Below are 25,534 nucleotides of genomic sequence, written 5' to 3' on the forward strand. Positions count from 1 at the left end.
ATTTCTGTCGAGCCGTCTGGCAGGCGGCGTACCGGCGGCACTACAATAGGCGCTTCACAGCATAGCGAGGCAGGCATGGATTGGCAATTCTGGATCGACCGCGGCGGCACGTTCACCGACATCGTGGCGCGTCCGCCTGATGGCCGGCTGCGGACGCTCAAGCTGCTGTCCGAAAATCCCGAGCACTACGCCGACGCCGCCATCGCCGGCATCCGCCAACTGATGGGCGTCGCCAGGGGCAAGCCGATTCCCGTGGCGCAGATCGGCGCCGTCAAGATGGGCACCACGGTGGCCACCAACGCGCTGCTGGAGCGCAAGGGGGAGCCGACCGCGCTGGCGATCACACGCGGCTTCCGCGATGCGCTGCGCATCGCGTACCAGAACCGTCCGCGCCTGTTCGATCGCCGCATCCTGCTGCCCGAGCTGCTGTACAGCCATGTGATCGAAATCGATGAGCGCATCGGCGCGCATGGCGAGACGGTCGCCAAGCTGGATCTGGAAGCGGCGCGCGCCGGCCTGGCGCAGGCCTACGATATGGGCCTGCGCTCGCTGGCGGTGGTGTTCATGCACGGCTACCGCTACCACGCGCACGAAGCCAAGGTGGCCGACATGGCGCGCGACATGGGCTTCACGCAGGTCTCGGTCTCGCACGACATCAGCCCGATGATGAAGCTGGTGGCGCGCGGCGACACCACGGTGGTCGACGCCTATCTGTCACCCATCCTGCGCCGCTACGTCGATCAGGTGGCGAACGAGCTGCCGGGCGTGAACCTGCAATTCATGCAATCCAACGGCGGCCTGACCGACGCGCGCGCCTTCCAGGGCAAGGACTCGATTCTCAGCGGCCCGGCCGGCGGCATCGTCGGCATGGTCCGCGCCAGCAAGCTGGCCGGCTTCGACAAGGTGATCGGCTTCGACATGGGCGGCACCTCGACCGATGTGTCGCACTTTTCGGGCGAGTTCGAACGGGTGTTTGAGACGCAGGTGGCCGGCGTGCGCATGCGGGCGCCGATGATGAGCATCCACACGGTGGCGGCGGGCGGCGGTTCGATCCTGCATTTCGACGGCAGCCGCTATCGCGTCGGCCCGGACAGCGCCGGCGCCAATCCCGGCCCGGCCAGCTACCAGCGCGGCGGGCCGCTGGCGGTCACCGACTGCAACGTCATGCTGGGCAAGATCCAGCCGCATCACTTCCCGCAGCTGTTCGGCGCGGACGGCAAGCAGGCGCTGGACGCCGCCACGGTGCGCCAGCGTTTCGCCGACATGGCCGCGCAGATCGCCCACGCCACCGGCACGGACACCACGCCGGAGCAGGTGGCCGAAGGCTTCCTCGATATCGCGGTAGGCAATATGGCCAACGCCATCAAGCAGATCTCCGTCCAGCGCGGGCACGACGTGACCGAGTACGCGCTGACCAGCTTCGGCGGCGCCGGCGGCCAGCACGCCTGCCTGGTGGCCGATGCGCTGGGCATGAAAACAGTGTTCGTGCATTCGCTGGCCGGCGTCATGTCGGCCTACGGCATGGGCCTGGCCGACCAGACGGCGATGCGCGAGGCGGCAGTCGAAACGCGCCTGAACGACGACGCCAGCTCGCACGAGGAGCTGGAAGCGCGCCTGCATGCACTGGGCCGGCAGGCGCGCGCCGACCTGCATCACCAGCAGGTGGACGATGACCGCATTACGCTGATCCGTCGCGTGCATCTGCGTTACGAGGGCACGGACACCGCGCTGATTGTGCTGTTCGATACGGTGGACAGCATGCGCCAGCAGTTCGAGGCCGCCTACCGCAAACGCTATTCCTTCCTGATGCAGTCGCGCGCGCTGATTGTCGAAGCGGTGTCGGTGGAAGCCATTGGCAAATCCGACGCGCCTTCTGAAGCAGTGGAGCCGGCGCCGCGCCGCGTCACCAGCCTGATGCCGCATGCGGTGGTGCCGATGTACACCGGCGGCAAATGGCGGCAAACCAGCTTGTACCAGCGTACAGCCACGCGCATCGGCGACGTCGTCAAAGGCCCGGCCATCATCGCCGAAGCCAACGCCACCACCATCGTGGAAGCGGGCTGGCAGGCGGAAGTCACGCTGAACGACCATCTGGTGCTGAAACGCGTGGCGGCGCTGCCCGAGCGCCGCGCCATCGGCACCACGGCCGATCCGGTGATGCTGGAGATATTCAACAACCTGTTCATGTCGATCGCCGAGCAGATGGGGCTGCGGCTGCAGAATACCGCCTATTCGGTCAACATCAAGGAGCGGCTGGACTTCAGCTGCGCCATCTTCGACGCCGACGGCAACCTGATCGCCAACGCGCCGCACATGCCGGTGCACCTGGGCTCCATGGGCGAGAGCATCAAGACCGTGATGCGCGAGAACGCGGGCCGGATGCGCGCGGGCGATTTCTTCATGCTCAACGATCCGTACAACGGCGGCACGCACCTGCCGGATGTGACGGTGATAACGCCGGTGTTCGACGCGGCCGGCGCGCACATCCTGTTCTACGTCGGCTCGCGCGGCCATCATGCGGATATCGGCGGCACCACGCCCGGTTCCATGCCGCCGGATTCGCGCGTGATCGAAGAGGAGGGCGTCTTAATCAATAACTTCAAGCTGGTGGACGGCGGCCAGCTGCGCGAAGCGGAAACGCGCGCCTTGCTGGCCGGCGCGCAGTACCCGGCGCGCAATCCCGATCAGAACCTGGCTGACCTGCGCGCGCAGATCGCCGCCAACCAGAAAGGCGTCGAAGAGCTGCACCGCATGGTTGCGCATTTCGGGCTGGAGGTGGTGCAGGCCTACATGGGCCACGTGCAGGACAACGCCGAGGAGGCGGTGCGCCGCGTGATCAGCGCCCTGAAGGATGGCGCGTTCACGCTGCCGCTGGATAACGGCGCGCAGATACAGGTGGCGGTGCGCGTGGATCAGGCGTCGCGCAGCGCGGAGATCGATTTCACCGGCACCTCGCCGCAGCTGGACAACAACTTCAACGCGCCGTCGGCGGTGTGCATGGCGGCGGTACTGTACGTGTTCCGCACCCTGGTGGACGACGAGATTCCGCTGAACGCCGGCTGCCTCAAGCCGCTGAAGGTGTTGATTCCGCCCGGCTCGATGCTGAATCCGCACTATCCGGCGTCGGTCGTCTCGGGCAATGTGGAGACCTCGACCTGCATCACCAACGCGCTGTACGGCGCGCTGGGCGTGATGGCGGCGGCGCAGGGCACCATGAACAACTTCACCTTCGGTAACGCGAAGTACCAGTATTACGAGACCATCAGCGGCGGCTCCGGCGCGGGCGACGGCTTCGACGGCACCTCGGTGGTGCAAACCAATATGACCAATTCGCGCCTGACCGATCCGGAAATCCTGGAATTCCGCTTCCCGGTGCGGCTGGATAGCTACGAAATCCGCGCCGGCAGCGGCGGGGCGGGGCGCTGGCACGGCGGCAACGGCGGCGTGCGCAAGGTGCGCTTCCTGGAACCGATGACGGCTGCCATCCTGTCGAACAACCGCATCCACCCGCCGTTCGGCATGGCCGGCGGCGAACCGGGCGCGCTGGGCCGCAACAGCGTGCAGCGCGCGGATGGCGGCGTGGATGTGCTGGGCCACATCGGCAAGACCGATATGCAGCCGGGCGACGTGTTCATCATCGAGACGCCTGGCGGTGGCGGTTTCGGTCCGAAACAGGGCTAGGCGCGCCAGGCGATACCCTCGGCATCACAATCCGCTACCCGTGAATCCTTGCTTGTCTATCAAATGACCGTCGGCGTACAGTCAGGTTTTAGACAGGCAAGGGGAGCACGGCATGCGCACATTACACAGGATCTTCCGGTCCACCAGTTCGCCGCGTGCCGCCATCGTTTCCGCCTTCCTGCTTTGCGGTTTGTACTTTGCTTCCTGCTTCATCATCAACCACTGCCTCAACCACGGTTTGATCGCTTTCTGACAAGGATTCCGATGCTGAAACGCCTGCTGCCCGCAGTTTGCCTGCTGTTGCCCCTGAGCGCCGCGCTGGCGCAAACCGAATCGGTGGCGACGCCGCCAGTCCAGGAAGCGGAAGCCGAAGCGCCGCCGGAAACCATTCTGCTGGTGGGCCAGCGTCCGGGGCCGGGCATGTGGAAGATCAGCAAGGACGATCATGTGCTGTGGGTGTTCGCCACCTACGCGCCGCTGCCGCAAAAAATGGAGTGGCGCTCGCAGCAGGTGGAATCGGTGCTGGCGCAATCGCAGGAATACCTGACCTTGCCCGGCGCGCATGGCCATGTCGGCTTTTTTCGCGGCCTGACGCTGCTGCCCAGCCTGATCGGCATCAAGAAGAATCCCGACGGCGCCACCTTGAAGGATGTGCTGCCGGCCGACGTCTACGCCCGCTGGCAGCCGCTGAAGGCCAAATATCTCGGCAAGGACGACAGCATCGAGCGCGAACGGCCGATCTTCGTGGCGGACGCGCTGTACGGCGCGGCGCTGAAGCAGTCCGGACTCGGCTACGGTTACGACGTCACCAATAAAATCAACGCCATCGTCAAGGAACGCAAGATCAAGAAGACCGACACCAGCATCGCGCTGGAGATGGACGATGCGTCGCAGATGGTCAAGGATTTCAAGAAATCATCGCTGGCCGACACCGCCTGTTTCGACAAGACGCTGACGCGCCTGGAAAGCGACCTCGACGCCATGCGCGTGCGCGCCAACGCCTGGGCCAAGGGCGACCTGGAAGCGATCCGCAAGCTCAGTTACGCCGACCAGGAAACCGAATGTCGCGACGCCATGCGCAACGCCGATTTCGTCAAGAACCAGAAGAGCTGGCAGAACGTGAAGGAACGCGTGCAGGAAGCCTGGATCAGCGCGGCCGAGAAGGCGCTGTCCGCCAACACCACCAGCTTTGCCATGCTGCGGCTGTCGGACATTGTCGGTCCGGAGCATTATCTGGATGCGTTGAAAGCCAAGGGCTACCAGGTGGTCAGCCCCGACTGATCTCAGGCCACGGCCGAAATACCGTACTTGCGCTGGGTGTGGTGATATTGCGCCGTCAGCGCTTCCAGTGACGGATGCGCCGGGTCCAGGCGGCGCATGCGCTCGATCAGGAACATGCACTGCTCGGCCAGTGGCGCTTCCCAGCCCAGGTCGTCCAGCTGCTTGAGGATGGCCGAAGTGGCCGCCGGCAGCAGCGACATATTGCCCGGCGCCTTGCGCAGCCCGGCGTTGAGGGTATCCACCGCCGCGCGCAGGTCGCCATGCAGGCGCTGCTCGCTGGCGTGCGCGATCAGCTCGTCCACCTGAATCTTGATCTGTTCGCCCATGCCTTGCGCCAGGTCGTGGCGGCCGGCTTTTTCAAACACCTGCACCGCGTCGTCCATGGAGACGCCGCTTTCGGTATCGTTCATCAGGTTCAGCATCAGGTCCGACGCCTGCTGGTCCAGCTTGACGCCGAGGCAGCTGTGCACCAGCCCGATCTTCAGGCTGGTCGACAGGCCGCGGCTGCCCGCCACCGCATTCACGGCGTTGGTCAGCTCGGTGGCCGCCGCCGTCATGTTGCCGCTCATTTCCTGCAGCAGGCCGGCGGCGATCGCCTTGCACACGTCCACGTTCGGCCCGGCGCGCAGCGAGCGCTCCATGTCGCGGATGACGCCGCTGACCTGGTTGGCATCGCCTTTTTTCACCAGCGTCTTGACCAGCTTGACGTGGTCCTCGGGATCGCGGAATTCCGAATACTTGGCCTTGGCCACCACCTGCTTGAAGGCTTTTTCGGCAACGCCGACGTCGCCGGTCTCGAACGCCACTTCGCCCAGGTGCCGCAGCCGGCGCACCATGTGCGGCGAGATCGCCACCGCATCTTCCAGGATGCGCTTGGCCGCTTCCTGCTGGCCCAGCGCCTCGTGGGTGCGCGCCAGCAGGTCGTAGGCGGCCATGTAGCGCGGATTCTGTTCCAGCAGCTGCGACAGGGTTTCCTGCGCCTCGATGTATTTCTGCAGGCCGAAGCGGCAGCGCGCCAGCCCCAGATGCGCCCAGGCCACCGGACGGGTCATCAGTATCCACTGGTAGACCATTTCCGCCTCGCCCAGTTCGTCGAGCGAGAACAGCAGTTCCGCGCGCAAACGGGCGAAATCGACGGCGTAGCGCGGATTTTTTTCTTCGGCGACCTTGGCGTCGGCAATCGCCTTGCGCACGTCGCCGTATTCAACCAGTTGATAAATCGGCAAAAACACGGTACGCCGGTCTACCGCGCGGCGGATGCGCTGGAGCAGGGCGTCCACGGTGAACGGCTTGAGCACGTAATCGGTCGGCGTCAGCTCGGCGGCGCCGATCACCTTGCCGTACTCGCCCTCCGAGGTCAGCATGATGAAGATGGTCCACGGCGAGATCAGTTTGTGCAGGCGCAGGTCTTCCAGCAGCTGCTGGCCGTCCTGGCCGTTCGCTTCGCCGCTGCCGTTGCCCAGGTCGTACTCGCACAAGATGATATCGAACGGTTTCTTGGTCAGCTGGCGGATCGCCGTGCCCGAACTTACCGCGTAATCGATCTTGGTGATCGACGACTGGCTCAGCATATTGTGCAGGTTGCCGCGCATCCCCGGATTGGGGTCAACGATCAGCACCGACAAGTCGCTATATTCAGCCATTGTTTCTACATCCAGGATAAGTTTCGATCAGCATACCCCAAGGCAAGTGAAAATACCTGTTTTTTGGCGTCAAATGTTGCTTCTGTGGCAGCTTTTGTCCGCGAGTGGCACTATATGGCAACGCTGATAGCGGGTATAATGCGCGCAAAGGAAAATCTCGCAAGACCAGTATCTAGTGCCCCATCTCCCTTTAAACCGCAGCCCAGCTGCATCAACTATCTTCCAACCATGCTGATTCTGCCGGGCTCCAATGCCCTGTCCGCATTCCGTAGCCAACGCCTGTTGAACCAATTGCAAGCGGTGCTGCCGTCCGTTGCCGCCGTCCAGGCGCGCTATGTCCACTTCATCGACGCCGGCGCGCCGCTGTCGGCCGACGACACCAGCCGCCTGCAGGGCCTGCTGACCTACGGCGAGCCGGCCCACGCCGACAACACCGAAGGCCACGCCGAAGAGTTCTTCGTGATCCCGCGCTTCGGCACGATTTCGCCGTGGGCCTCGAAGGCCACCGACATCGTCCACAACTGCGGCATGGTGCACATCAAGCGCGTCGAGCGCGGCGTGGCGTACCGGATCAACCTGAAGACCGGCATCCTGGGCACCGCGCTGGGCGCGACCAAAAAGCTCAGCGATGAGGAATTGCAGGTGGTGGCCGCCTTGCTGCACGACCGCATGACGGAATCGGTGCTGCGCTCGCCGGACGACGCAGCCGGCCTGTTCAGCGAACTGCAGGCGCGTCCGCTGGAATCGGTGGACGTGATCGGCAGCGGCAAGGCTGCGCTGGACAAGGCGAATACCGACCTCGGCCTGGCCATGTCGGACGATGAAGTAGAGTATCTGGACGCCGCTTTCACCAAGGCCGGCCGCAATCCCACCGACGTCGAACTGATGATGTTCGCGCAGGCGAACTCGGAGCACTGCCGTCACAAGATCTTCAACGCCGACTGGACCATCGACGGCGTCGCCCAGCCGAAGTCGCTGTTCGGCATGATCAAGAACACCCACCAGCTGCAGCCGAAAGGCACCGTGGTTGCCTACAGCGACAACTCGTCGATCATGGAAGGCGCGGAAGTGATGCGTTTCTTCCCGCAAGGCGAAGGCCAGCAGTACGCGCCGATCACCGAGCTGACCCACACGCTGATGAAAGTGGAAACGCACAACCACCCGACCGCGATTTCGCCATTCCCAGGCGCCTCGACCGGCGCCGGCGGTGAAATCCGCGACGAAGGCGCAACCGGCCGCGGCGCCAAGCCGAAGGCGGGCCTGACCGGCTTCACCGTGTCCAACCTGCTGCTGCCGGGCGCCGTGCGTCCGTGGGAAAGCGACGCCGTCGTCACGGCGCCGGTCAAGGACGGCGACTACCGCGACACCGGCAACCCTTACGGCAAGCCGGAGCGCATCGCGTCGCCGCTGCAAATCATGATCGACGGTCCGCTGGGCGGCGCCGCGTTCAGCAATGAATTCGGCCGTCCGGTGCTGGGCGGTTACTTCCGTACCTACGAACAGAACATCGGCAAGCAGTTCGCCGGCGCGCACGACACCGTGTTCGGCTATCACAAGCCGATCATGATTGCCGGCGGTATCGGCAACATCTCGTCGCAGCACACGCACAAGAACGACATCCCGGTCGGCAGCCTGCTGGTGCAGCTGGGCGGTCCCGGCATGCGCATCGGCATGGGCGGCTCGGCCGCGTCGTCGATGGCGACCGGCACCAACACCGCCGACCTGGACTTCGACTCGGTCCAGCGCGGCAATCCGGAAATGGAACGCCGCGCCCAGGAAGTGATCAACGCCTGCTGGCAGCTGGGTCCGAAAAACCCGATCATCTCGATCCACGACGTGGGCGCCGGCGGTCTGTCGAACGCCTTCCCGGAAATCACCAATGACGCCAAGCGCGGCGCGATCTTCGACCTGCGCAAGATTCCGCTGGAAGAGAGCGGCATGGCGCCGAAAGAAATCTGGTCCAACGAATCGCAGGAACGTTACGTGCTGGCGATCGCACCTGCCGACCTGCCGCTGTTCCAGTCGATCTGCGAACGCGAGCGCAGCCTGTTCGCCGTGGTCGGCACCGCCACCGAAGAACGCCAGCTGAAGCTGATCGATCCGGAACTGGGCAACGATCCGGTCGACATGCCGATGGACGTCCTGCTGGGCAAACCGCCAAAAATGCAGCGCGACGTGCACCACGTGCAAAACGATTTCCCGGCCATCGACCTGACCGGCATGGACCTGGAAGAAGCCGCCAAGCGCGTGCTGCTGCTGCCTACCGTTGGCGACAAGTCCTTCCTGATCACCATCGGCGACCGTACCGTGGGCGGCATGTCGGTGCGCGACCAGATGGTCGGCCCATGGCAGGTGCCGGTCGGCGATTGCGCCGTCACCGCGATGAGCTTCGAAGGCTACAAGGGCGAAGCGATGGCCATGGGCGAACGCACGCCGCTGGCCGTGATCGACGCCGCCGCCTCGGGCCGCATGGCCGTGGCGGAAGCGGTGCTGAACATTGCCGCCGCGCCGATCCGCTCGATCGAAGACATCAAGCTGTCGGCCAACTGGATGGCCGCCTGCGGCCAGCCTGGCCAGGACGCCGCGCTGTACGACACCGTCAAGGCGGTCGGCATGGAGCTGTGCCCGGCGCTGGGTATTTCCATCCCGGTCGGCAAGGATTCGCTGTCGATGCGCACCACCTGGAAAGACGGCGATGAAGCCAAGGCCGTGCTGTCGCCGGTGTCGCTGATCGTGTCGTCGTTCGCGCCGGTGTACGACGTGCGCAAATCGCTGACGCCGCAGATCCGCACCGATGCCGGCGATACCGCCATCATTCTGATCGACCTGGGCCGCGGCAAGAACCGCTTGGGCGCCTCGTCGCTGGCGCAAGTCATGGGCCAGCTGGGCAGCGCCGTGCCGGACGTCGACAATCCGGAAGACATCAAGGGCTTCTTCGCCGCCATCCAGCAACTGAACGCCGATGGCAAGCTGCTGGCCTACCACGACCGTTCGGACGGCGGCCTGTACGGCACGCTGACCGAGATGGCTTTCGCCGGCCGCGCCGGCCTGTCGATCAACCTCGACATCCTGACGCTGGAAGAGGGCCACGGCGCCGATCAGGGCGACGCCAAGAACTGGGCGACGCAAATCGCCGAGCGCCGCAACGAGCAGACGCTGCGCGCGCTGTTCTCGGAAGAGCTGGGCGCCGTGATCCAGGTGCGCGCCGACGAGAAGTCGCTGGTCATGGACGTGCTGCGCTCCTTCAATCTGGGCGCATGCAGCCACATCATCGGCAAGCCGAACGACCGTGGCGTGATCGAATTCACCCGCGACGCCAAGGTCATCTACAACAAGCCGCGTGCCGAACTGCACCGCCTGTGGAGCGAAACCAGCTGGCGCATCGCCCGCCTGCGCGACAATCCGGCCTGCGCCGATGCTGAGTACGACCGTCTGCTGGACGAACAAGACCCAGGCATCACGCCGAAAGTCACCTTCGACCTGAGCGACAACGTGGCCGCGCCGTTCCTGGCCACCGGCGTGCGTCCGCGTGTCGCCATCCTGCGCGAGCAGGGCGTCAACTCGCACATCGAGACCGCCTATGTGATGCACCAGGCCGGCTTTACCGCCGTCGACGTCCACATGAGCGACCTGATCGCGGGCCGCGCCAAGCTGGATGATTTCCAGGGCATCATCGCCGTCGGCGGCTTCTCGTACGGCGACGTGCTGGGCGCCGGCGAAGGCTGGGCCAAGACCATCCTGTTCAACAGCGCGCTGTCGGACCAGTTTGCCAAGTTCTTCGCCCGCAGCGACAGCTTCGGCCTGGGTGTCTGCAACGGCTGCCAGATGATGAGCAACCTGAAGCCGCTGATTCCAGGCGCGCACGCATGGCCGAAGTTCACGACCAACAAGTCGGAGAAATTCGAAGCCCGCTTCGCCATGGTGGAAGTGCTGGATTCGCCGTCGATCTTCTTCAAAGGCATGGCCGGCACGCAGACGCCGATCGCCATCGCCCACGGCGAAGGTTATGCGGACTTCTCGCAGACCGGCAGCATCAGCGAAGCCGTGGCCGCCATGCGCTTCGTCGACAACCGTGGCGTCGCCACCGAAGCCTATCCGTACAACCCGAATGGCTCGCCGCAAGGCCTGACCTCGGTGACCACGGCGGACGGCCGCTTCACGGTGATGATGCCGCACGCCGAGCGCGTATTCCGCACCGTCCAGCATTCGTGGGCGCCGGAAGCGTGGGGCGAGGAATCGCCGTGGATGCGCATGTTCCGCAACGCCCGCCAGTTCGTCGGCTAATTAAACCGGGGTCAGTGCCGACATTCGGACACGAGCACAACCTTAGCGAATGCTAGGGTTGTGCTCGTGTCCGAATGTCGGCACTGACCCCGATGTGTTTATTCGCCTCGCGGAAACTGAGCGGCGCAAGCCGCTCTTTTTCTTTGTGGGTGAATGAACGCACCGCGTCCGGTGCGTGACGGGCATAATCCCTTAATGCCCAGCCGATGGCTTTTTGAATGAAGAATTCTTTTTCATGCGCCAGCGCCAGGGAATAACTGAATAACCGCTGCACGTCGGTTTTATCGCGCCAGCCCAGTTGGTGCAGCAGGGCGATGCGCCGCACCCAGATATTCTTGTCCTGCAGCGCGGCGTCCATATAATCGTGCTGCCCGCGCAGGACGTCGCCGATAATGCCGGCCAGCGCATCGACGCTATCCCACCACGATTTATCCTGCACCAGTTCCAGCAGTGCGGGAATATCCGATACCGCCAGTTCTTTCCAGTGCAGCGCCAGTAAGTCCAGCGCCACATAGTGATATTCGCGTTGCGGCAGCCGCCACAGGGCGCGGGCGTGCGCCAGCAGCTGGTCGGCGTCGGCGCCTTTTAAAGCGCGTATCTGCGGTTTGGCGGCCGCGCGGCGCTGCGGTGTGCCGACACCCAGGAAATCGAACTGGCCGCGCATATAGGCGCGCATGGCCGGCGCACGGGCAGCGTCGGTGACGGAGGCGAGGGCGGCTTCGACGCCGTTGAGGAATTCAGTTGTCATGCGATTCTTCAGACGTAAAAAAAGCGCCTGCATGCAGGCGCTTTTTGTTCAGCGATCCAGCTTACTGGACTTTTGCTTTTTTCAGCAGCTCTTCGCGGTAAGCGACGATCTTGCGCTGTTGCAGGGCTTCAGCCACCTGCGGTTTGACTTCTTCCAGCGACGGCAGTTTGACTGGACGCGATTCTTCCAGCTTGATGACATGGTAGCCGAATTCGGTTTTTACTGGCGTCTGGGTGATTTCACCGTTTTTCAGTGCCACCATGGCGTCAGCGAATGGCTTGACCAGTTTGCCTGGAGTCATCCAGCCCAGGTCGCCGCCGTTATTGGCCGAACCGTCTTTCGATACCTTGGCCAGCTCTTCGAATTTACCACCGGCTTTCAGCTTGGCGATAATATCCTTGGCTTCCTGTTCGGTGGCGACCAGAATATGACGCGAGTGATATTCGGTGCCGCCCATGGCAGCTTTGTATTTGTCGTATTCCGCCTTGATTTCAGCGTCCGACACCGGATTTTTCTTCACATAATCAGCCAGCATCGCATTGATGATAATGCTTTGACGGGCGTTGTCGATCGCAGCGGTTACATCAGGCTTCTTGCCATAACCCTGTTTATCGGCTTCCTGCAGCAGCACCTCGCGGCCGATCAGTTCTTTCTTGACCATCTCGCGCAGCTGCGGCGAATCAGGCTGCTGGCCCTGGGCGACAACCTGCTTGACCATTTGATCAACGCGGGAGGCAGGAATAGCCTTGCCATTGACGGTCGCAGCGTTCTGCGCGAATGCTGGTGCTGCAACGACAGCGATCAGGGCTAACATCAGACGGGCTGGCTTCAACATCATTATCTAAATCCTTTAAAAATTACACTCTGAAGGTGCATCATACCTACGCAGAATTAAAAACGGCGCCCCGCAGGGCGCCGCCTTTCATTACATTACTGCACTTTTGCTTTCTTTACCAGTTCTTCTTGGTAAGCTTGCAGTTTCTTCTGGGTCAGCGCTTCAGCCACTTGCGGCTTCACTTCTTCCAGAGTCGGCAGTTTTGCGGCGCGGATGTCGTCCACTTTGATCACGTGGAAACCGTTCGGAGTCTGTACTGGCTTCTCGGTCACTTGGCCTTTGCCCAGCGCGACGAAAGCTTGCGAGAATACTGGTGGGAAGGACGAAGGCGAAGCCCAGTCCAGATCGCCGCCATTGGCTGCCGAGCCGGTGTCTTTCGACTGCTTGGCCAGGTCTTCAAACTTGGCGCCGCCCTTGATCTTGGCGATCACGTCGTTGGCTTCCGCTTCGGTGGCCAGCAGGATGTGGCGCACGTGGTACTCCTTGTCGCCGGCTTGAGCGACGAAACGATCGTACTCAGCCTTGATTTCCGCGTCCGATACCGGATTTTTCTTCAGGTAATCGGCAACCATGGCGTTGATGATGATGGCCTGGCGGGCGTTTTCGATGGCGGTCTTCACATCGGCGTTTTTACCAAAACCCTGCTTTTCAGCTTCTTGCATCATCACTTCGCGGCCGATCAGGTCTTTCTTGATCAGTTCGCGCAGTTGCGGCGAATCTGGCTGCTGGCCCTGGGCCACGACTTGCTTGACAACAGCTTCCACGCGCGAGGTCGGGATAGCTTTACCATTAACAACGGCAACGTTCTGCGCAAAAGCTGGTACGGCGACAACGAGAAGTGCAATCAGCAACTTAGCTGGCTTGAAAGTCATTATTAATTCCTGTTTTGGAAAAAGTTTTAGCGAGTTGCCTGGATGGACTTGGACTAACTATCGTTCTTTGTCTTCAATTATTTTAAAAGGCGACAGCAGCCACTTCCAGACCCAAGCACGACATCATACTTCGGACGGAGCCAATGCGGTAATGGCCAATGCATGAATTTCTTTATGCATCATATCGTGCACGGAATCATACACGAGTCGATGTCTTGTGACGAGTTTAAGGCCTTCGAATTGTAACGAAACAATTCTGACGTTGTAATGCCCGCCACCAGAGGCGGCGCCGGCATGGCCGGCGTGGGCCGCCGAGTCGTCGTCCAGCACCAGTTCGACCGGCGCCAGTTTGGCCTCGAAGGCCGCGCGCATGCGTTCCATGCGGGTATCTTGAATCTGATTCATGCCTGGTCCTTCATGTGACGCGACAGGTAAATGGTTTGCGCGACGATAAACACAAACATGATGGCGGTGGCGCCAAACGCTTTAAAACTGACCCAGGCGTCGGTATTGCCTTTGAAAAGCACAAACGCCAGATACCAGTTCAATACGCCCATCAACGCAAAGAAGGCGATCCAGGCGATATTCAGGCGGGTCCAGATCTGGTCCGGCAATTCGATCATCTCCCCCATCGATTTGCGCATCAGGTTTTTTTTAAACACCAGGTCGCTCACCAGCAGCGCGGCGGCAAACAGCCAATACACGATGCTCAGTTTCCATTTAATGAAATCCTCGTCGTGCAGGTAAATGGTGAGACCGCCGAACACGACGAACATGCCCAGCGACAGCCATAAAATCCCGTCGACCTTGCGCCCGCGCAGCTTGATCCAGCCGATCTGCGCCATCGTGGCCAGGATGCCGACCAGCGTGGCGATCACGATGGGCGACTGTTCCGCCGTCACCGAACCGCCGGAAATCATGCCGCTCAGGTGGGTGTTGATGAAGTGCTGCGCCGCTTCGGCGTTCCAGCCAGCCAGCTTGTAGGAGCCGAAGAACAGCAGTACCGGGATCAGGTCGAACAGGAATTTCATGGTGTCTTATTAGTCTTGTGGGTCAAAGCGCAGGGACGCCGAGTTGATGCAATAACGCAGCCCGGTAGGCGGCGGACCGTCCGGGAACACGTGGCCAAGGTGGGCATCGCAAACGGCGCAAATGATTTCGGTGCGCAGCATACCATGGCTACGGTCGACCTTTTCGATCACATTGGCCGGATCGAGCGGTTCGAAATAGCTCGGCCAGCCGCAGCCGGAATCAAACTTGGCGTCGGACCGGAACAGCGGCGTATTGCAGCAGACGCAGGTGTAGATGCCGTGCTCATGATGATCCCAGAATTTGCCGGTAAAAGCACGTTCGGTCGCGGCATGGCGCGTGACTTCGTATTCCATCGGGTCCAGTTCGGCGCGCCATTCGGCGTCGGATTTGACAACTTTATTGCTCATGGCTTATTTCTCGCTTAAGAAGAACAACTGACTTCAAGATGGCTGGCCCAATCAGGGGGCAGGGCGGCGTAGTGCTCGTGCTCGGGCTGTTCGTCGTAGGGGCGCTGCAACACTGCCAGCAGGCGTTCCACTTCGGAAAAGTCCTTATTTTGCGCCTTTTCAATGGCCACTTGGGCCAGATAGTTTCGCAGCACGTATTTGGGGTTGACTTGATTCATCGCAAGCGCGCGCGCGGCGTCGTCGCTCTGCTCGGCGCGCAGGCGCGCGCGGTAACGTTCGGCCCAGGCGTCGAAGGCGGCGCGGTCGATGAACAGGTCGCGCAGCGCTTCGTCGCCGCTGGCGTCGGCCGCGCGCACGCCGCTCAGGCGGCGGAAGAACAGCGTGAAATCCACGCCGGACAGCATGGCGAACATATCGTCCAGCAGCGCGCGGTCGGTGTCGAAGTGCTGGTCCAGCACTTGCAGGCCCAGCTTGGCGTGCAGCAGTTCGTCCAGCTTGGCGGCGAATTCCGGCTGGTAGACATCCAGCGCGGCTTGCGTTTCCTCGACTTCGCCGATCAGCGGCAGCAGCGCCTGCGCCAGCGCGTAGCAGTTCCAGTGGCCCACCTGCGGCTGGTTGGCGTAGGAATAGCGGCCCTGCTGGTCGGTGTGATTGCAGATGTGGTTGGCGTCGAACGCTTCCATGAAGCCATAGGGGCCGTAATCGAGCGTCAGGCCGAGGATGGACATATTGTCGGTGTTCATCACGCCGTGCATGAAGCCGACCGCCTGCCAGTGCGCGATCATGTGCGCGGTGCGGCGCGTGACTTCCTCCAGCAGCCCGCGGTAGGGATTTTCGGCCTGGCGCAGCGCCGGGTAAAAGCGGTCGATGACGTAATCGGCCAGCAGCTTCAGCTCATCGTTTTTCTGGCGGTAGTACCAGTGCTCGAAGGAGCCGAAGCGCACGAAGCTGGGCGCCATGCGTACCACGACCGCCGAGGTTTCGACCGTCTCGCGCACCACGCCCTGATCCGAACCGGCGACCGACAGCGCGCGCGAGGTCGGCACGCCCAGCGCATGCATCGCCTCCGAGCACAGGAACTCGCGGATCGACGAACGCAGCACAGCGCGGCCGTCGCCCATGCGGGAATACGGCGTCAGGCCGGCGCCTTTCCATTGCAGTTCCAGCGGACCTTGCGCGGTCGGCACGTCGCCGAACAGGATGGCGCGGCCGTCGCCCAGTTGGCCGGCCCAAACGCCGAACTGGTGGCCGGAATACACGGCTGCCAGCGGCTGCGCGCGGTCCGGCACGGCGTTGCCGATCAGGATGTCGAGGCTGGCGGCGAGGTCGGAAGGCGACAGGCCGAGCAGTTGCGCCGCCGGCGCGCTGACGCTCACCAGGTAAGGCGAGGGCAGCGGTGTCGGCATCAACCGGGTATAGAAAGCAGGCGGCAAGGACGCGAAAGAATTGTCCAGCGGCAGATTGGCGACTGTGATGATGTACTCCAGGTTGACTAAGCCTCGGATTTTACCGCAGTGCGCGAATGCGGCAGTGCAGCATCGAAAACCGTTGACGCTGTAGCGGCCAGCGCACGAAACTTTGCCTATAAAACAATCGGAGACGACCATGCCATCCCCAGCGCCACTGATGGGCCAGATGATGGATCAGCCGCTGCTGATCCCGACCATCCTCGACTTTGCCGCCCGCCACTACGGCAGCAGCGAGATCGTCTCGCAGCGCGTCGAGGGCGACCTGCACCGCTACACCTTCCGCGACTGCCACCGCCGCGCCAAGCAGCTGGCGCAGGCGCTGCGGCAGCTGGGCGTGCAAATGGGCGAGCGCGTCGCCACGCTGGCCTGGAACGGCTATCGACATTTGGAAGCTTACTATGCCGTGTCCGGCAGCGGCGCGGTGCTGCACACCATCAATCCGCGTCTGCACCCGGAGCAAATGGCCTACATCTGCAACCACGCCGAAGACCAGTATTTGCTGTTTGATGCGTGCTTCCTGCCGCTGGTTCAGGCCATCGCGCCGCACTGCCGGAGCGTCAAGGGCTGGATATTGCTGGGCGACGCCGGCGCCATGCCGGCCGACGCCGGCATTCCCAAGCTGCTGTGCTACGAAGACCTGCTGGCCGCGCAGGACGGCGACTACGCCTGGCCGGTGTTCGACGAAAACGCCGCCGCTACACTGTGTTACACATCCGGCACCACCGGCAACCCGAAAGGCGCGCTGTATTCCCACCGCTCGACGGTTTTGCACGCCTATGCGTCGGCCTTGCCGAACGTGTTGAACGTGTCCTCGCGCGACGCCGTCATGCCGGTGGTGCCGATGTTCCACGTCAACGCCTGGGGCTTGCCGTACTCGGTGCCGCTGTCCGGCGCGAAAATGGTGTTTCCCGGCCCGGCGCTGGACGGCAAATCCGTCTACGAGCTGATGGAGAAGGAAAAAGTGACGTTCTCGGCCGGCGTGCCGACAGTCTGGCTGGGCCTGATCAACTACTGCCTGCAAAACCAGCTCAGGTTCTCGACCTTCCGCCGCACGGTGGTCGGCGGCTCGGCCTGTCCGCCAGCCATGATGAATACGCTGATCGACGACTTCGGCGTCGAAGTCATCCACGGCTGGGGTATGACCGAGATGTCGCCGCTGGGCACCACCGGCGGCCTGCTGGCCAAGCATATGGACTTGCCGAAGGAAGAGCAGCGCAAGATCCTGCAGAAGCAGGGTCACGCCATCTACGGCGTCGACATGAAGATCGTTGACGAACTGGGCGAGGAATTGCCGTGGGACGGCGTCAGCGCCGGCAACCTGCTGGTCAAGGGACCGTGGATTATCGCCAGCTACTTCCGCCACGAGGGCGGCGACGTGCTGGAGAACGGCTGGTTCCCGACCGGCGACGTCGCCACCATCGACGCGGACGGCTTCATGCAGATCACCGACCGCGCCAAGGATGTCATCAAATCCGGCGGCGAGTGGATCGGCACCATCGATCTGGAGAACATCGCCATGTCCCACCCGGCCGTGATGCAGGCCGCCTGTATAGGTGTTTTCCATCCCAAATGGGATGAGCGGCCGCTGCTGGTGGTGGTTCTGCGCGCCGGACACGTACTCAGCCGCGAGGAGTTGCTGGCCCATTTCGACGGCAAGGTCGCCAGGTGGTGGCTGCCCGATGACGTGGTTTTTTCGCAGGCTTTGCCCGTGGGCGGCACGGGCAAAATCCAGAAAAACAAGCTGCGCGAGCAATACCGCGATTACCGTCTGCCGACCGCATGAACAGGCGTTTTGCGGCCTGAAATCATCCCGGCTGCGCGCCGGGATGATTGTTTCTAACTATCAATATCAGAATTATTTCAGGAACAAATGGTTTGACGTCAAACGGCTTTGCCATTACATTATTGCCCTACGGCACTTTTTTAATGGCCACCTCGGCCAATCCAGGCGCGTATCCCGGCAAGCACCAGTCCGGCGATAGTTAGCTATTCGACACGCTCCCGGCCCATCCAATAAGACGAGAAAAACTATGTTCAATAGCATAACCATCCGCACGCGCCTGATCGCCACCATGTCCGTGATCGGCATCCTGATGCTGGTCCTCGGCGGCCTCAGCATCTTCGGCATGAATACCGTTAACTTCGCACTGAAAGATGTGTACTCCAACCAGATGGCCTCGACCATCTCGCTGGGCAACGCCAAGAACTTCCTGAACCGTTCGCGCTTCGTGATCGACCGCGGCGTGTTCCATCCGGAAGCGCCGGACCTGGAAAAAACCCTGGGCCGCGCCGAAGGCTTCATCCAGGATTCCGACAAGGCCTGGAAAGAATACCTGGCGCTGCCGCTGGGAGACGATGAGAAAGTGCTGGCCAAGGATCTGGAAGGCAAGCGCGCGGTCTACGTGGGCGAACTGCGCGCCCTGATCTCGGCGCTGCGCGCGCAGGACCAGGACAAGATTGAAAACCTGTCGATGAAAACCCTGTCGGCCCAGTTCGGCATTTTCGACGCCGCCTCGGTCAAGCTGGAAGACTACCAACTGACCTCGGCCAAGGACCACTACGAGCAGAGCCAGTCGTTCTTCTCGACCTTCACCAAGAGCTACACCGTGGCGCTGGTGCTGGGCGCCGCGCTGATCATCTTCTCGGCCGTGCGTTTGCTGCGCGCCATCCTGCGTCCGCTGCAACACGCGCTGGGCCACTTCGACCAGATCGCCACCGGCAACCTGGCCAACCAGATCGACATCTCGCGCAACGATGAGATGGGCAAACTGATGCAGGGCTTGCAGAAGATGCAGGACCAGATGTCCAGCACCGTCAGCAGCATCCGCACCGGCAGCAGCGCCATCGCCACCGCCAGCGCCGAGATCGCCTCCGGCAACCTGGACCTGTCGCGCCGTACCGAGAACCAGGCCGCCGCGCTGGAAGAAACCGCCTCGTCGCTGGAAGAACTGACCTCGACCGTGCGCCAGAACGCCGACAACGCCCGCCAGGCCAACCAGCTGGCGCTGAGCGCGCAGGACGTGGCAGGCAAGGGCGGCCAACTGGTGTCGCAAGTGGTGGACACCATGGGCAACATCAACACCTCGTCGCGCAAGATCGCCGACATCATCGGCGTGATCGACGGTATCGCCTTCCAGACCAACATCCTGGCGCTGAACGCCGCCGTGGAAGCCGCCCGCGCCGGCGAGCAGGGCCGTGGCTTCGCCGTGGTCGCCACCGAAGTGCGCAACCTGGCGCAACGCTCGGCGGCCGCCGCCAAGGAAATCAAGGAACTGATCACCGAATCCGTGGAACAGGTCGACGCCGGCAACCAGCTGGTCGACAAGGCCGGCGCGACGATGAATGAAATCGTCAGCAGCGTCGAGCGCGTGACCAGCATCATGACCGAAATCATGATCGCCGGCGAAGAGCAGAGCGAAGGCATCAACCAGATCAACCAGGCCATCGTGTCGATGGACGAAGTTACCCAGCAGAACGCCGCGCTGGTGGAAGAAGCGGCGGCCGCCGCCAACTCCATGCAGGAACAGGCTGCCCAGCTGGAAGAAATGGTCAGCACCTTCAAGGTCGAGAGCGTTGCGGCCAGCCGCCACGGCGGCAACCGTCCGGCCTTGCGCCGTCCGGCGCTGGCCCTGGGCCACTAATCAAAACGGGCGCTACAGGCGCCCGTTTTGTTATTGCTTGACTGGCTGCTGCGCGGCCAGCGGCACTTCCGGCAGGAAGGCCAGCATCGCCAGTCCCAATCCCACCATCACCGTGCCGACGCCGAAGATGCTGCCGATGGCGTGGCGGTACAGCAGCGCATTCGCGGCCTGCCCGTGCAACTGCTGCGCCAGGATCGCGCCGGAGCCGGTCACGCCGACCAAGCCGCCCAGCGAACGGAAGAAGCCCAGCATGGCGGTGCCGACGCCGCGCCGCATGGCGGGCAGGGCGTTCTGCACCGCCATGGTCATGTTCGGCATCACCAGGCCGAGGCCGGCGCCCAGCACGAAGATCGCCGGCTCCAGCACCATGTAGCCGGCGTTGTCGAGGATGCCCCAGGCCAGCGCGCCGAAGGACAGCGTGGCCAGCGCCAGGCCCACCACCTGCGCCGGCTTGTAGCGGCCGGATCTGGCCAGCACGCGGCCGCCCAGCGCCGACGACAGCACCAGGCCGACCATCATCGGCATCGTCAGCAGGCCGGAACTGGCGGGCGAGGCGCCCATCACCATCTGGAACAGCAGCGGGAAGAAGACGCTGGAGCCCATCATGCCGACGAAGGTCAGCGCCAGCACCACGCTGGCGACGTTGAACACGCGGTTGTCGAACAAATCCGGCGGCAGCACCGGTTCCGGCACCCGGCGCACGTGGAACAGCAGCGCCACGGTCAGCACCACGGCCAGCACGGCGGTGTAGAGGATTTCGCGCGAATCCCAGGCCCATTCGGTGCCGCCCAGCGCCAGCACCAGCAGCGCCGCCGTCACCGCGCCAGTCAGCAGCGCCGAGCCGAGGTAGTCGATCTTGTGCGCATGGTGCGGCTTATCGTGCGGCATCGACTTGGCGATCACATACAGCGCCACCGCGCCGACCGGCAGGTTGACGTAGAAGATCCAGTGCCACGACAGCCAGTCGGTCAGCAGGCCGCCCAGCACCGGTCCCAGCACGCTGGTCAGCGCATACACGGCGGCGATGCTGCCCTGGCGCTTGCCGCGCTCGGCCGGCGGCACCAGGTCGCCGATGACGATCTGCGCCAGCGGCATGAAGCCGCCCGCGCCCAGGCCCTGGATCGCGCGGAAGGCGATCAGCTCGGCCATGTTCTGCGCCAGCCCGCACAGAGCGGAGCCGAGCAGGAAAATGATGATGGCCGCGTACAGCAGCAGCTTGCGGCCGTACTGGTCGCTGAGCTTGCCGTACAGCGGCATGGTGGCGGTGGAGGCCAGCACATAGGCGGTCACCACCCAGGACAGGTGCGACATGCCGCCGAGGTCGGAGACGATGCGCGGCAGCGCGGTGGCGACAATGCTCTGGTCGAGCGCCGCCAGGCCGATCATGATGACCAGGCCGATGTAGATGTTACGGATGGAAGTCTTCATTCGCCGATCTCATTCAGGTAAACAAGTGCATTGCGCAGTGCGGCCGCGCCTTCGGGCGGCAGCTGTGCCAGCTTGCGCGCCAGCCAGTCGCGGCGGCGCGCGCGCAGTTCCTCCAGCACCGCGGCGCCGTGCTCGGTGAGCAGCAGGCCGCTGCGCCGCCGGTCCTCGGGATCGGGGGCGTCGCGCTTGACCAGCTTGAGCGCTTCCAGCGCCTTGATGTGGCCGCTCATGGTCGGCCCGCGCAGCTTTTCCTGCCGCGCCAGGTCGGCCACGCCGATGCCGGGCTGCTGGCTGATGGTGGAGATCAGCATTTTCTGCTGCAGCGTCAGGCCGGACGGATCGTTGTCGCTTTCCTGGCGCAGGCGCCGGAATACGTGGTGCAGGGCGGTGCGAAGCTCGTCGGCCAGGGCGATCGCCTGCGGGGAAATGTCGGTGGTCATGGCTAGGATGATAGGTAGGCTACCTATCTATCTTAATCCGGCCCGGCCACAAATTCAAGGCGAAAAAAAAGCCCGGCGAACCGGGCTCAGGAGAAAACCAACCTATTTGAGCGCGCCGAAGACTTTGCCGATCAGCTTGCTGCCGGTGCCCAGCGGGTCGGCGCGGATGGCTTTTTCTTCCTCGGCGATCATGGTGTACAGGCCGTCCAGCGCGCGTTGGGTGACGTAGCCTTCCACCGTGGCCTGGTCCTTGGCCAGCACGCCCATCTTCGGCGCCAGGCTCATGGCGGTGTTGTACTTGGTGGCCAAGCCGGACTTGTCGGTGACTTTCTTCACCACCGGCAGGAACTGCACCGCCAGCTTGTCCTGGGTCTTGGAACGGAAGAAATCGGTGACCGAGGTGTCGCCGCCGGTCAGGATATTCTTGGCGTCGGTGATGCTCATCGACTTGACGGCGTCGATCAGCAGCGGCTTAGCCATCGGCACGGCGGACTCGGCGGCATGGTTCATCTGCACCACCAAGTCATCCAGCTGCTGGCCCTTGCCGGTCATTTTCAGGATCGGACGCGCCTGTTCCAGGATCTTGGGCAGCGGAATGCGCACCCTGTCGTTGTTGAGAAAGCCGCCATCGGCGCCCAGCTTGGCCACGGCGGCGTTGGAGCCGGTTTCCAGCGCCGCCTTCAGGCCGCCGGACGCGTCCTGGTTGCTGAGGTCGGACAGCGAAATCGCATAGGCGCTGGCGGCCAGCAGGCTCATCGGAATCAACAGGGCAATCGAACGGCGGGATATCGGCATCGGCATGGTGGGGAAACTCCAGGTTAGCAATACTGCTACTGTACTCCACCAGGCCTCATGCCGCCAGCGCCGGAATCTCCCTGGCCAGCCGTTCGAGCAGGCGGTCGCACTGGAACACGCTGAGCGTCTTCTGCGCCCCGTCCGTGCCGTCGATATTGATGACCTCGTCCATTTCGCTGCGCGGATCGCCCTGCGAGTTTGGATTACGCATCATCTTCGGCGCGCCGTAGCGGCGGCTGTCCTCGATGGTCATGATGTTTTCCACCGCGTCCACCATCAGCCCGAAGCATTCCTCGCCGCGCTCCACCACCAGGATCTTCGATTGCGCGGTGTCGGCCAGCGGCGCCATCTGGTACAGGCTGCGCAGGTCGATCACCGTCACCATCTGCTGGCGCAGGTTCATCATGCCGCGCATGAAGGCGGGCAGGCCGGGCGGGCGCGTGATCTCGCCGACCGACAGGTCGATGATTTCGCGCACCTGCTTGATCTCCACCGCGTAGCTGTTGTCCAGCGCGAAGGTGATGTAGACCTGGCGCTGGCTGCGCCGCGCATCGCGCCGCTCGTTGCTGGCGATGATGGCCTCGTCCTTGGGATACAGGTTGGCGTGGCCGGTGCGCATTTCCTTGATTTCGCTGCTGGAGAAGATCTGCTGGTGATCGAGGAAGAAGATGTCGCCCAGGTCCGGCTTCGACAGGCAGCCGGCAAACATGCCGGCGCGCGCCTTGCTCAACAGCGGAATCGGCATGACTTCTTCGCGGTAGAAATTGACGATGTTGTCGACCGAATCGACCAGGAAGCCGATGGTGGCGTCATCGATGCGCGCCACGATGATGCGCTGGTCCGCGCCGAAGGTCCGCTCGCCAACCGGGGCGTCGCCCGGCGCCGCGTTCAGCAGCGTGGCAAAGTCCACCACCGCCACCGGCGCGCCGCGGAAGTTGATGCGTCCCAGGCACAGCGCGCTGTTCAGCACCGAGGCCTGCAATTCCGGCACGCGGATGATCTCCTGGATCGCGCCCATCTCGAAGGCAAACGCGGAAACGCCGACGTGGAAGCTGACGCACTGGCGCCGCTCGCCCTGGTGGCGGCGGGTTTCCTTGTCGGCGGCCGACTGCAGCGCCAGCACCTGCGGCACGTTTTCGATGCGCACCAGGGCGTCGGGATCGAGGATCTGCACCAGCCGGGCGCCATGGTCGAGCATGATGGTGCCGGCCACCACGCCGCGCTTCTCGCCGTCGGTGTAGCTCAGCGTGCTGCGCTGCTCCGGCCGCACGCGCAGGATTTCGCCGGTGGCGTCGAACAGGATGCCGACCAGCACGCCCTGGTAATCGAGAATCGCAATCTTGTCGGTGGGCTGCGCCGCGCGGGCGCCGGCGTCGAACACGCGGCCCAGGTTGACCACCGGGATCACGCTGCCGCGCAGCGTGAACACGCCTTCCAGGAAGCGCGGCGACAGCGGCAGCGCCGTCACCTTGGCCGGATAGTTCACCACTTCGCGGAAGCAGCTGGCGGGCAGGGCGAATTCATCCTCGCCCAGCACGAAGGACCCGAACAGTTCGGTTCCGGACGTTGCCGAAGCATCAGGCATGCGCGGCTCCCTGGTTGGTGACGATTTCCTGCACCGAGTAGGTGCAAGTGGCGCAATCGATGGTCATGGTGCGGCCGCACTTGCCGCCGATGCGGCAATAGGTGACGTTCAGGCCGTGCTTGCGCAGGTGCTTGCGCGCGGCGTCGGCGTTTTGCTGGCCGATCTGCAGGCGGCTGGAGCAGCTGTTCAGCATGGTGGCGCCGCCGGCCACGATCACTTCGATATCCGCATAATCCGCCTCGGTCGCGCCCAGCAGGCGCAGCAGCGACGGCACGGCCTGGTTGACATAGCGCGCGCCGAATTCATCGGCCATCTGCGGGCATTCCGGCAGCAGGCAGTGGGCCAGCGCGCAGCGGCCGCGTTTCTTCCAGATCAGGCCGATGCCGACGCAGGAACCCAGCAGCGCCTGCAGCTGCTCGGTGCGGATGCCAAGCTTGAGCTGGCCCATCGCCACCTGCAGCGGTGCGCGCGGACTATCCGCGCGGTCCAGCGCCTCGACGCCGGCCCAGGGCAGGGGAGCGCCCGGCAGGGGCTGCTGTAACGGGAGATTGAAGATCGCTTGCATGGTACACCGCCTATTCCATTCTATATATCATCGGCCGGTCGAACTGGTAGGCGGTGTTTAGGCCAGTGATCGATTCGGATTCGCCCACGATCATGATCGCGTGGGATGTCATGCTCAAACGGGCTTGCTGCAGGATGGTCTGCTGCTGTTCCTGATCGAAGTAGATCAGTACGTTGCGCAGAAATACCAGGTCAAACTGTTTGCCAGGCTTTAGGGGAGTCAGCAAATTATGCTGGGCCAACTCGACGTTTTTTTTCAGGGCATCCACCACCCGCAGGCCATTGGCGCTGGGACGGAAATACTTCTTGACCCAGTCCGGATGCGTGGACTGGATGCGTTCAACCGAACGGCCGGTGTACTGGCCGTCGCGCGCCAGCGCCAGGATCTGCTGCGAAATATCGGTCGCATGGATCTGGTAGCCGAAGCCGGCGTTGGCGGCGGCGAATTCCTCGCACAGCATGGCCATCGAATACAGTTCCTCGCCGCTGGAGGAGGCCGCCGACCACACTTTCAGGCGCTGGCCCGGATGCGCGGCCCACCACTGCGGCAGGAATTCCTTCTCGACGTAATCCCACACCTGCGGCGTGCGGAAGAACAGCGTGTCGTTGGTGGTCACCAGGTCGATAAAATGCGGAATCTCGGCCCGGTCCTGCTCCACCTTGTCCAGGTATGCCTGGTAGCTGCCCAGGTTCAGCGCCTGCACGCGCGGGCGCAGGCGGCGTTCCAGCAGCACACTTTTACGTTCCGTCATGGCGATGCCGGTGTGCTTGCGCACCAGCGCGATCAGCGCGCTCAGCGTCGCCGGGCTAAAGCCGGTGGCTTCCATGA

At 63.2% G+C, this 25,534-nt stretch carries 19 protein-coding genes and 1 pseudogene; 5 read left to right on the forward strand and 15 right to left on the reverse strand.

The window, feature by feature from the left end:
- Nucleotides 1-75 precede the first annotated feature (75 nt).
- The gene (locus GJ698_RS11420) at nucleotides 76-3,681 is read left to right on the forward strand and encodes a hydantoinase B/oxoprolinase family protein (protein WP_154357734.1); all 3,606 of its coding nucleotides are present in this window, start codon (nucleotides 76-78) and stop codon (nucleotides 3,679-3,681) included.
- Nucleotides 3,682-3,945: 264 nt separating this feature from the next.
- Nucleotides 3,946-4,962 carry a TraB/GumN family protein gene (locus tag GJ698_RS11425; RefSeq protein ID WP_166454851.1) on the forward strand — a complete coding sequence of 339 codons (1,017 nt, stop codon included), beginning with the start codon at nucleotides 3,946-3,948 and terminating at the stop codon, nucleotides 4,960-4,962.
- 2 nt (nucleotides 4,963-4,964) lie between these two features.
- On the opposite strand, the gene GJ698_RS11430 is transcribed toward GJ698_RS11425, so the two are convergent.
- Entirely contained in the window at nucleotides 4,965-6,605 is a 1,641-nt protein-coding gene (locus GJ698_RS11430; protein WP_154357736.1) for a tetratricopeptide repeat-containing response regulator, read from the reverse strand.
- A 228-nt stretch (nucleotides 6,606-6,833) separates the two neighbouring features.
- Here GJ698_RS11430 and purL point away from each other — a divergent pair, with 228 nt between their 5' ends.
- Nucleotides 6,834-10,889, forward strand: a complete 4,056-nt coding sequence (gene purL, locus GJ698_RS11435; protein ID WP_154357737.1) for a phosphoribosylformylglycinamidine synthase — start codon at nucleotides 6,834-6,836, stop codon at nucleotides 10,887-10,889.
- A 52-nt stretch (nucleotides 10,890-10,941) separates the two neighbouring features.
- Here the strand turns inward: purL and GJ698_RS11440 are convergent, their stop codons facing one another.
- The 7 genes from GJ698_RS11440 to GJ698_RS11470 all read right to left on the reverse strand — a co-directional run bounded on the left by GJ698_RS11440 (nucleotide 10,942) and on the right by GJ698_RS11470 (nucleotide 16,189).
- Entirely contained in the window at nucleotides 10,942-11,637 is a 696-nt protein-coding gene (locus GJ698_RS11440; RefSeq protein ID WP_154357738.1) for a DNA alkylation repair protein, read from the reverse strand.
- 61 nt (nucleotides 11,638-11,698) lie between these two features.
- Entirely contained in the window at nucleotides 11,699-12,475 is a 777-nt protein-coding gene (locus GJ698_RS11445; RefSeq protein WP_154357739.1) for a peptidylprolyl isomerase, read from the reverse strand.
- A gap of 92 nt (nucleotides 12,476-12,567) precedes the next feature.
- Entirely contained in the window at nucleotides 12,568-13,344 is a 777-nt protein-coding gene (locus tag GJ698_RS11450) for a peptidylprolyl isomerase (RefSeq protein WP_154357740.1), read from the reverse strand.
- 123 nt (nucleotides 13,345-13,467) lie between these two features.
- Nucleotides 13,468-13,749: a BolA family protein gene (locus GJ698_RS11455; RefSeq protein ID WP_154357741.1), complete on the reverse strand. Its 282-nt coding sequence runs from the start codon at nucleotides 13,747-13,749 to the stop codon at nucleotides 13,468-13,470.
- Entirely contained in the window at nucleotides 13,746-14,375 is a 630-nt protein-coding gene (locus GJ698_RS11460) for a septation protein A (protein ID WP_154357742.1), read from the reverse strand. Before GJ698_RS11460 ends, GJ698_RS11455 begins: the two co-directional genes overlap by 4 nt.
- Nucleotides 14,376-14,384: 9 nt before the next feature.
- Nucleotides 14,385-14,783, reverse strand: coding sequence for a peptide-methionine (R)-S-oxide reductase MsrB (gene msrB, locus GJ698_RS11465; protein WP_154357743.1), 399 nt, complete (start codon nucleotides 14,781-14,783; stop codon nucleotides 14,385-14,387).
- 14 nt (nucleotides 14,784-14,797) lie between these two features.
- Nucleotides 14,798-16,189, reverse strand: a complete 1,392-nt coding sequence (locus GJ698_RS11470; protein WP_229259944.1) for a protein adenylyltransferase SelO — start codon at nucleotides 16,187-16,189, stop codon at nucleotides 14,798-14,800.
- A 199-nt stretch (nucleotides 16,190-16,388) separates the two neighbouring features.
- Between GJ698_RS11470 and GJ698_RS11475 the strand changes: the two genes are divergently transcribed.
- Together GJ698_RS11475 and GJ698_RS11480 are read left to right on the forward strand one after the other, a co-directional pair.
- Nucleotides 16,389-18,035 carry a 3-(methylthio)propionyl-CoA ligase gene (locus GJ698_RS11475; protein WP_154357744.1) on the forward strand — a complete coding sequence of 549 codons (1,647 nt, stop codon included), beginning with the start codon at nucleotides 16,389-16,391 and terminating at the stop codon, nucleotides 18,033-18,035.
- A gap of 247 nt (nucleotides 18,036-18,282) precedes the next feature.
- A complete protein-coding gene (locus GJ698_RS11480) occupies nucleotides 18,283-19,893 on the forward strand; it encodes a methyl-accepting chemotaxis protein (RefSeq protein ID WP_154357745.1) in 1,611 nt (536 codons plus the stop codon).
- Between the two features lie 30 nt (nucleotides 19,894-19,923).
- Here the strand turns inward: GJ698_RS11480 and GJ698_RS11485 are convergent, their stop codons facing one another.
- The 7 genes and pseudogenes from GJ698_RS11485 to GJ698_RS11510 all read right to left on the reverse strand — a co-directional run bounded on the left by GJ698_RS11485 (nucleotide 19,924) and on the right by GJ698_RS11510 (nucleotide 25,532).
- Complete coding sequence (locus GJ698_RS11485) at nucleotides 19,924-21,321, reverse strand: MDR family MFS transporter (protein WP_154357746.1); 1,398 nt, start codon at nucleotides 21,319-21,321, stop codon at nucleotides 19,924-19,926.
- On the reverse strand, nucleotides 21,318-21,761 hold the full coding sequence (locus GJ698_RS11490) for a MarR family winged helix-turn-helix transcriptional regulator (RefSeq protein WP_154357747.1): 444 nt from the start codon (nucleotides 21,759-21,761) through the stop codon (nucleotides 21,318-21,320). Before GJ698_RS11490 ends, GJ698_RS11485 begins: the two co-directional genes overlap by 4 nt.
- Before the next feature lie 102 nt (nucleotides 21,762-21,863).
- Nucleotides 21,864-22,556: a DUF4197 domain-containing protein gene (locus GJ698_RS11495; protein WP_154357802.1), complete on the reverse strand. Its 693-nt coding sequence runs from the start codon at nucleotides 22,554-22,556 to the stop codon at nucleotides 21,864-21,866.
- A 55-nt stretch (nucleotides 22,557-22,611) separates the two neighbouring features.
- Complete coding sequence (locus tag GJ698_RS31405) at nucleotides 22,612-23,154, reverse strand: chemotaxis protein CheW (protein WP_371865256.1); 543 nt, start codon at nucleotides 23,152-23,154, stop codon at nucleotides 22,612-22,614.
- Nucleotides 23,155-23,199: 45 nt separating this feature from the next.
- Nucleotides 23,200-24,141 (reverse strand): annotated as a pseudogene (locus GJ698_RS31410) (chemotaxis protein CheW); the annotation flags it as partial.
- Nucleotides 24,134-24,706 carry a chemotaxis protein CheD gene (locus GJ698_RS11505; protein ID WP_154357749.1) on the reverse strand — a complete coding sequence of 191 codons (573 nt, stop codon included), beginning with the start codon at nucleotides 24,704-24,706 and terminating at the stop codon, nucleotides 24,134-24,136. The pseudogene GJ698_RS31410 and the gene GJ698_RS11505, both read right to left, overlap by 8 nt.
- Nucleotides 24,707-24,716: 10 nt before the next feature.
- Nucleotides 24,717-25,532, reverse strand: coding sequence for a CheR family methyltransferase (locus GJ698_RS11510; protein ID WP_154357750.1), 816 nt, complete (start codon nucleotides 25,530-25,532; stop codon nucleotides 24,717-24,719).
- Nucleotides 25,533-25,534 lie beyond the last annotated feature (2 nt).

It is taken from the genome of Duganella aquatilis, assembly GCF_009674565.1.
Classification (GTDB): domain Bacteria; phylum Pseudomonadota; class Gammaproteobacteria; order Burkholderiales; family Burkholderiaceae_D; genus Rugamonas; species Rugamonas aquatilis.